The 7,976-nt window shown below is 36.5% G+C and carries 5 protein-coding genes and 1 pseudogene; 1 reads left to right on the top strand and 5 read right to left on the bottom strand.

The genetic code is table 11. The features are described 5' to 3' along the window. Window positions 1-1,197: 1,197 nt before the first annotated feature. The 5 genes and pseudogenes from GNY06_RS08820 to GNY06_RS15725 all read right to left on the bottom strand — a co-directional run. Window positions 1,198-2,655, bottom strand: a complete 1,458-nt coding sequence (locus GNY06_RS08820) for a TolC family protein (protein ID WP_166519741.1) — start codon at window positions 2,653-2,655, stop codon at window positions 1,198-1,200. After that, a complete protein-coding gene (locus tag GNY06_RS08815) occupies window positions 2,627-5,818 on the bottom strand; it encodes an efflux RND transporter permease subunit (protein WP_166519740.1) in 3,192 nt (1,063 codons plus the stop codon). The genes GNY06_RS08820 and GNY06_RS08815 overlap by 29 nt, the downstream gene beginning before the upstream one ends. Before the next feature lies 1 nt (window position 5,819). After that, entirely contained in the window at window positions 5,820-6,902 is a 1,083-nt protein-coding gene (locus GNY06_RS08810) for an efflux RND transporter periplasmic adaptor subunit (RefSeq protein WP_166519742.1), read from the bottom strand. 138 nt (window positions 6,903-7,040) lie between these two features. Further along, window positions 7,041-7,427 carry a hypothetical protein gene (locus tag GNY06_RS08805; protein ID WP_166519739.1) on the bottom strand — a complete coding sequence of 129 codons (387 nt, stop codon included), beginning with the start codon at window positions 7,425-7,427 and terminating at the stop codon, window positions 7,041-7,043. A 133-nt stretch (window positions 7,428-7,560) separates the two neighbouring features. After that, window positions 7,561-7,737 (bottom strand): annotated as a pseudogene (locus GNY06_RS15725) (IS982 family transposase); the annotation flags it as partial. A gap of 21 nt (window positions 7,738-7,758) precedes the next feature. Between GNY06_RS15725 and GNY06_RS13760 the strand changes: the two are divergent. Beyond that, the gene (locus GNY06_RS13760; RefSeq protein WP_212995103.1) at window positions 7,759-7,971 is read left to right on the top strand and encodes a hypothetical protein; all 213 of its coding nucleotides are present in this window, start codon (window positions 7,759-7,761) and stop codon (window positions 7,969-7,971) included. Window positions 7,972-7,976 lie beyond the last annotated feature (5 nt).

The raw sequence follows: 7,976 nt of genomic DNA, 5'->3' as shown, positions 1-7,976 counted from the left end.
GAATTATTTTTACCAGATCATATCTCGTCGAAAAGCCTCTTTTTCCTTTGCTTAAATGAGGTAAAATCCATTGTTCTATTTTATCTTTGCTGATGAGTTCCAGATTATTAGTTATTTGATGTGCAATTCAAATTTGCTGTTTTTCTCGAAACTCTTTCTTATATAAATAAGTTTAAACAACTTCGTTTTTTTAAATTTAATAAAAAAAATAAAATGCATATTTTTTTTGTATAGGTTTTCTGTATTTAGTTAATATAAAGCCATTATTTGAAGCTTTTTTGTTATCCTTTCAGATACCTGTATTTCTTGTTTTCTTCGTTGAAAAATAAGAAATAACAAAACCTAAATCGTGGCAAGAGCTTAATAAATAGCAATTGTAAGAGATTATAAATCTATTGCTTCATTATGAAGAAGAAAACCTCCATAGATCTTTCAATCGCATGGTTTTAATATTATTTCAAAAGAAAATAACCCTTGAATGATCAGTAATTTTAAACAAAATTATTTCTAAAGGGGAAAAAACAGGAGAATAAAAAAGGGAAATACTACCTATTTATGCAATCAATACTTAAACTTAAAACCTGCTGATTTATTGTATATATTGAGGGACATTCAATAGCCAGGAGTAAGCTAAAATCTGAACTAAATCTATTTCAAAGAGGTGAATATCTCACAGATAAATTTACCCGTAGATATGAAAAATTCAAAGGAAAAATATTTCTTTGTCTTGATGGAGATAAAGCTGCTAATTATGCCGCAAAAAAAATTCAATGATTAAAAAAATCAGCATATTAAAGATATACGCCCTTTATATAACATTTCTGAAAATCCCAACATCACTCTTTCAGTACCTATGCGCAAAAACCAACAGCATTTTGCCCAGTTTTCAAACACAAAAGCAAAGATGCCAAGATGCAGAAACCATTTTTGCGGAACTCAGACACAACAACAATTTTAAACGATTTATGCTTAGAAATAAAAACAAGGTCGGAGGTAGAAACCGGCATACCTGCTATTGCCCACAACCTGAAAAAAATAACAAAAACTACCTAAAGACTATTTTTAGACGATTATTAATGCGTTTCTTAAGATGTTCAAAAATATGAAAATTGTTTTTTTAGCAAAACAAAAAAAGACTGTCCTTTTGAGACAGTCTCCAAACATTAACTGTTTATTGATTGAATATTATGATATTTCTTATTTCCAGCCACCTCCTAAGCTCTTATAGATGTCAACTACTTTGCTCAGCTGCTTTTGTTTAGCTTCTATCAATTCCATTTTAGCATCCAGCGCATCTCTTTGGTTCAAAAGAACTTCAAGATAATCCGCTCTGGAATTCCGGAACAATTGATTGGCAATATCAATAGACTGATCCAGAGCTTTGGTCTCCTGAGACTTCAACTGATAATACTGATCTATATTTTTAATTCTCGACATCATATTGGCTACATCCAGATAGGCATTTAATATAGTCTTATCATATTCATACAAGGCCTGAATCTGCTTGGCATCAGCAGTCTGAAAGTTAGCTTTGATAGCACTTTTATTAATAAGTGGCCCCGCTAACTCTCCTACCAGGTTATAAGCGATAGACTCGGGAATTTTCACAAGATAAGATGGTTTAAAAGCTTCCAGCCCCAATGTTGCAGAAATCTCAAGGGAAGGATAAAACTCTTTTCTTGCAGCTTCTACATCCAGTTTTGAGGCTTTCAATGCCAGTTCTGCCTGCTTGATATCAGGACGGTTGGCCAAGAGCTGCGACGGAATTCCCGTATAAACTTTCTGAGGAATTGTTGACATAAAACTTTCCTTTGCTCTTACAATCGGCTGTGGATATCTTCCTAACAGGGCATTAATTTCATTCTCCTTTTCAGTAATTTCTTGACGGATAGTATATTCTGATGCTTTTGATTTAGCCAGCTCTGCTTCAAATTTCTTTACCCCCAGTTCTGTTACAGCAGCAGCCTCTTTTTGAATTTTGGAAATTTCCAACGCTTTTTGCTGAAGCTTAATATACTGCCGAATAATGTCCAATTGATTGTCCAGAGCCAATAATTCATAGTAATTCTCTGCTACTTCTTCAATAAGATTGGATAATACAAAGTTTTTTCCTTCAACCGTAGAAAGGTAATGAGCTACTGCTGATTCTTTTTCAGTTCTGAGCTTTTTCCAGATATCGATTTCCCAATTTGCTGTTAATCCACCTTCAAAATTAGCCAATGGATCGGGTATTTTTTTTCCGGGTTCCATTTCTGTACTAATATCTCCCGCTCCTTCACTGGTATAGCGACCAGCTTTTTTTAGCCCTGTCCCTATTCCTGCAGAGACGGTAGGACTCAATCTTCCTTTTTTGGCTAAAAGACCACTTTTGGCAATCTCAATTTCCTGAAGGGTAATTAATAGATCTTGGTTGTTTTTTAAGGCGATCTCAATCAGATTTATCAGATTCACATCAGTAAAGAACTCTCTCCATGGAGTTTTTCCACTGTTATTATTAGCATCCTCCTGTTCTTCCTGATTAAAGTTTTGAGGCAGGTTTTGCTTTACTTCATCTTTTATGACTGTTGCCATCGGGGCTTTACAACTTGCCAGAACAAGCGATAAAGCAATAGATGTGATTATATTTTTAATCTTCAAATTTTCCGTCATGTTCATAAGGTTCAATTTGTTCTGTTAAAGGATTTTCTTCTTCATATCTCGCCAGTTTAGACTTTTCAGCAATAGTTCCGAAGATATAGTACAACCCTGGAATAACCATCAACCCGAAAATAGTTCCTATCAGCATCCCTCCGGCGGCGGCTGTTCCAATGGTCCGGTTACCCACTGCTCCAGGGCCTGTAGCAATTACCAGCGGAATCAATCCGGCAATAAAAGCAAAGGATGTCATCAAAATCGGACGAAAACGGATTGTCGCTCCTTCTATGGCCGCCTGCGCAACAGGAATTCCTTCCTCCGCTTTTTTCTGCACAGCAAATTCCACAATCAATACTGCATTTTTACCTAAAAGTCCAATAAGCATAACCATCGCCACCTGGGCATAAATGTTATTTTCCAATCCTAAAAGCTTTAAGCATAAAAATGCTCCAAAAATCCCTACAGGAAGGGATAAAATCACCGGCAACGGAATAATAAAACTTTCATATTGAGCAGAAAGAATTAGATAAACAAAGCCTAAACATACCAGAAAGACAAAAACAGCTTCATTTCCACGGCTTACCTCATCTTTTGAAATACCAGCCCAGTCAATACCAAAACCTCTTGGAAGTGTTTTATCTGCAACCTCCTGAATTGCTTTAATTGCCTGTCCACTACTATATCCCTTTGCAGGAGTACCACTTACCTGAGCAGAGTTATACATATTATGTCTTGTCATCTCAGATAAACCATACACTTTTTCCAATCTCATGAAATCTGAATATGGAACCATCTGGTCTTTATCATTTTTGACATATAATTTCAACAAATCTGTCGGCAATGCACGATATTGAGGTCCCGCCTGTACGATAACCTTATAAGGTCTGTCGAAGCGGATGAAACTCGTCTCATAATTGGATCCGATAAGGGTGGATAGATTATCCATCGCCTTTTCAATCGTTACTCCTTTCTGCTCTGCAAGATCATTATCAATCCTTAACATATATTGCGGGAAACTCGCAGAATAGAATGTAAATGCTGATCCCAATTCGGGACGTTTTTTCAGTTCTTTTACAAAATCATTACTCACCTGTTCCATCTTATGATAATCCCCACTTCCGGCTTGATCCAGTAAACGGAGTTCAAAACCTCCGGCTGCTCCATACCCCGGAACAGAAGGGGGCTGGAAGAATTCAATATTGGCTCCCGAAATATTCTTAGCTTTTTCTTCCAGTTTTTCAATAATTTCAGATGTAGATTCTTTACGTTCGTCCCAGCTTTTAAGATTGATCAGGCAGGTTCCCGAGTTGGATCCTGTCCCTTCAGTTAAAATTTCATATCCTGCCAATGAAGAAACGGATTCCACCCCATCAACTCCTTCTGATTCTTTTAATAATTCTCTTGCAATCTGGTTGGTCCTCTCTAATGTAGAGCCCGGAGGAGTCTGAATAATTGCATAGATCATCCCCTGATCCTCACTCGGAATAAATCCAGACGGAAGTGAGTTGCTCAGGAAATAAGTACCGGCACAAAAAGTCAATAACAATGGTAATGTAATGGCCTTTTTAGTAACTGTTTTATTAAGCATTTTCTCATATCTGCCCGCCCCCTTTGTAAATAAATTACTGAATTTATCCAGAAAAAGAGTAATCGGGCTTTTCTTTTTAGCTTTTCCGTGATTATTCTTTAAAATCAAAGCACACAATGCTGGCGTCAACGTCAGCGCTACCACTCCTGATAAGATAATGGAAGAAACCATTGTAATGGAAAACTGACGGTAAAAGATGCCAACCGGTCCTGACATAAATGCAATCGGGATAAATACCGATGTCATTACCAAGGTAATGGCAATAATAGCCCCACTGATATCATGCATAGCTTCTTCGGTAGCTTTCAAAGGAGAGAGATTTTTTTCTTCCATTTTGGCATGAACTGCTTCAATTACTACAATCGCATCATCTACTACCAACCCAATCGCCATTACCAAGGCAAAAAGCGAAATCATGTTTAGTGTAATTCCAAATGCTGACATTACAGCAAAGGTTCCTATCAATGAAACCGGAACTGCCAACGCAGGAATCAGAGTTGAGCGCCAGTCTCCAAGGAAAAGGAATACAACAATTGCCACCAATACAAAGGCCTCAAATAAAGTATGCACCACTTTTTCCATTGAAGCATCAAGGAATTTGGAAACATCATAACTGATCTCATAATGCATTCCTTTAGGAAAAATATTTTTCTCAAGATTTGACATCAGTGCTTTTACATTCTTGATAACGTCACTGGCATTAGACCCATAGGATTGCTTTACCGTAATTGCTGCGGAAGGCTTTCCATTCAGAGTGGAATAGATATCATACATCGAACTTCCGAATTCTATATCTGCAACATCTTTTAGTCTTACAAATTCCCCGTTTGGTTTTGCTTTTAAAATAATATTTCCGTAATCTTTCTCATTATTGAAACGTCCCGAATATTTTAAAACATATTCAAAAGACTGTGCCCTCTTCCCTGAACTATCTCCCGTTTTTCCTGGTGAAGCCTCCAGACTCTGTTGGTTCAAGGCCTCCATTACTTCATCAGCTGAAATACTGTAGGCAGTAAGTCTATCCGGATTCAGCCAAATCCTCATGGCATATTCACGGGTTCCCAGAATATCTGCAAAACCTACTCCACTTACCCTTCTCAACTCTGACATTAAGTTAATATCAGCATAGTTAAAAAGAAATTTCTGATCAGCTTTAGGATCATCACTATACAAATTAATGTACATCAACATATTAGGCTCTTCACGGGTAATTTTCACTCCCTCACGCACTACCAAAGGAGGAAGCTTGTTGACCACTGAAGATACACGGTTCTGAACGTTTACAGCTGCTACATTGGGATCTGTTCCCAAGTCAAATACAATCTGAATAGCAGCTTCACCATCATTCCCCGCGTTAGAAGACATATATTTCATACCGGGAACACCGTTCAGACCTCTTTCTAGAGGAATAATTACCGATTTAATCAACAATTCGTTGTTAGCTCCCGGATATTCCGCCGTAATATTTACTTTAGGCGGAGAAATGGATGGAAATTGGGTCACCGGAAGCTTTACCAGTGACAAAAATCCTAAAAACACAATAATCAATGAGATTACAATAGACAGAACAGGTCTACGAATGAATTTCTTAAACATACTACTCTGCTTTTAACTTCAATGACTGAAGAACCTTTTTAGGATCCTCGAATTTTATTTTCAGTTTTTGGTCGTCTTTGACTTTCTGAACACCTTCCAGGAGAATCTGATCTCCCTTTGAAAGTCCTGAACCTACTACATAGAGATCAGGAAGTTCATAAGCTATTTTAATATTTCGGGACCTTGCCGTTCCTTTTTTATCAATAACAAATACATATTTCTGATCCTGAATTTCATATGTTGCTTTCTGCGGAATAATCAAAGCATCATGAACCGGCAGCGTCATCTGTACTTTCGCAGTTTCTCCGTTTCTCAAAAGCTTATCCGGATTTGGGAACTTACCACGGAAAGCAATATTGCCGGTTTCATTATCAAATTCTCCTTCAATGGTCTGGATAATACCCTTTTGTGGATACATTTCTCCATTAGCCATAATCAGTGATACCTGATCACTTCCCCTGTCGGCAGCATGAGTCTGATAACTTAGATACTCAGGTTCTGAAACATTAAAATAAGTATACACATTGGTATTATCGGATAATGAGGTCAGCAAATCCCCCTCATCTACAAGGCTTCCCAATTTTAGGGGAAGTCTGTTAATGATTCCTGAGAACGGAGCTTTGATATCAGTAAATGACAAATGGATCTGGGCAAGTTTCATTTCTGCATTGGCAGCATCCAATTTGGCTTTTGCCATTGCTCTTTCATTACTGGATACAATATTATTATCCGCTAAGGTACTTGCATTTTTAAGTCCAATAGTAGCCTGTTCCACTTCAGCTTTAGCTTTCAATAGCTCTGCCCTATACAACTTAGGCATAATTCTGAAAAGGGTCTGTCCTGCTTGTACATACTGCCCCTCATCTACAAAGATTTTCTCAAGAATACCTTTCTCCTGGGCTCTCACTTCAATGTTTTTTACGGATTGAACCTGGGCAACGTATTCTTTGTTAATTACAGTATCCATTACTACAGGAAAGGTCACTGGATATATTGAGCCTTCTTCCTTTTCTTCTTTTTTCTTGTTGCAGCCAACAGCCAACAGGAGGATGCTTAGCGCAATGCCTGAGGCAACTCTTCTCATCATAATTCTAGAGTTTATATAAATCGTTAATGTTTAGTCTAAATAAAATGGTAATAAAGGATAAGATAATGATTACCAGTATATACATATCAATACCTCCACCTGAAATCAGACAGAAATAAGACAAAAAATGAAATTTTAAATTCTAATGGAACGGATCAGAATAAATTTTTTGGCAGTAAACACCAATACTGAACCATAAATATCAGGCCTAAACTGTTTATTGCTTTTTAGTCCAAAAATATATACCAAGCTAAAAATTCCTGTAGAAGCTACAATCACCGTCAAAACATCAGACAATTGAAAATCATTTTCGATAAGCTCAAGACTGGAATTATCAATACTATCTGCCATCTGCTGAACAGACAGTTTTTCAAAAGTCTGATTGAGGCGGTTAGCTTTTTTAGGCATATGATGAGAAGTATGACCAGAATAATCATTCCGTGATGTTTTAACATCAAGCTTACTTTCCACTACGAAAAGTAGAAATAAACTAGTTAAAAAGTATACTATATAGGTTCTCATTTTAAAGTAGCAAATGTACATTTAGATTACAATACAATATCATGGATTAACAAAATTTAACGAACCTTTAATAAATCTGAAATCAGATTTTTATATGCAACTCATTAATCTATAATATATACCTGTTGTGCATTTAGAACAAATTCACTTTTAACCTATTTAAACTTCTATTAAAGACAAAAAAATTAAGGTATTGAATCATGGTAAAAGAAGTTATTTTTGAAGCTATTCTAGTGGATAAACCCTGAAATGTACTTGTAAAATTGATGTGAATGGATAAGTGTCCGCAGAGTTGTGAAATATTGGTTTCTCGAATAAAAATTACTGGAAATTGACAAACTATTTAGACGTCCTGAACGTTTTAACCAAAACTTCATATATCTACTTCACGTCTAATAAATCTTCAATACTCGAATTGTTGGAATGGATCGAGTATAATTATGATGTTGAGACGCCCTTCACTGGAGCAACAAAGATCGTAAAGCAGGTCTCAAGTACCCCTACATCAAGCTATCAGGATATTATGATATATAAAAGTATTTAATAGCG

The organism is Elizabethkingia argenteiflava, assembly GCF_009904105.1.
GTDB classification, from domain to species: Bacteria; Bacteroidota; Bacteroidia; order Flavobacteriales; family Weeksellaceae; genus Elizabethkingia; species Elizabethkingia argenteiflava.
The sequence above is the reverse complement of the archived record's forward strand: the minus strand, read 5'-3'. Positions and strand labels throughout refer to the sequence as shown.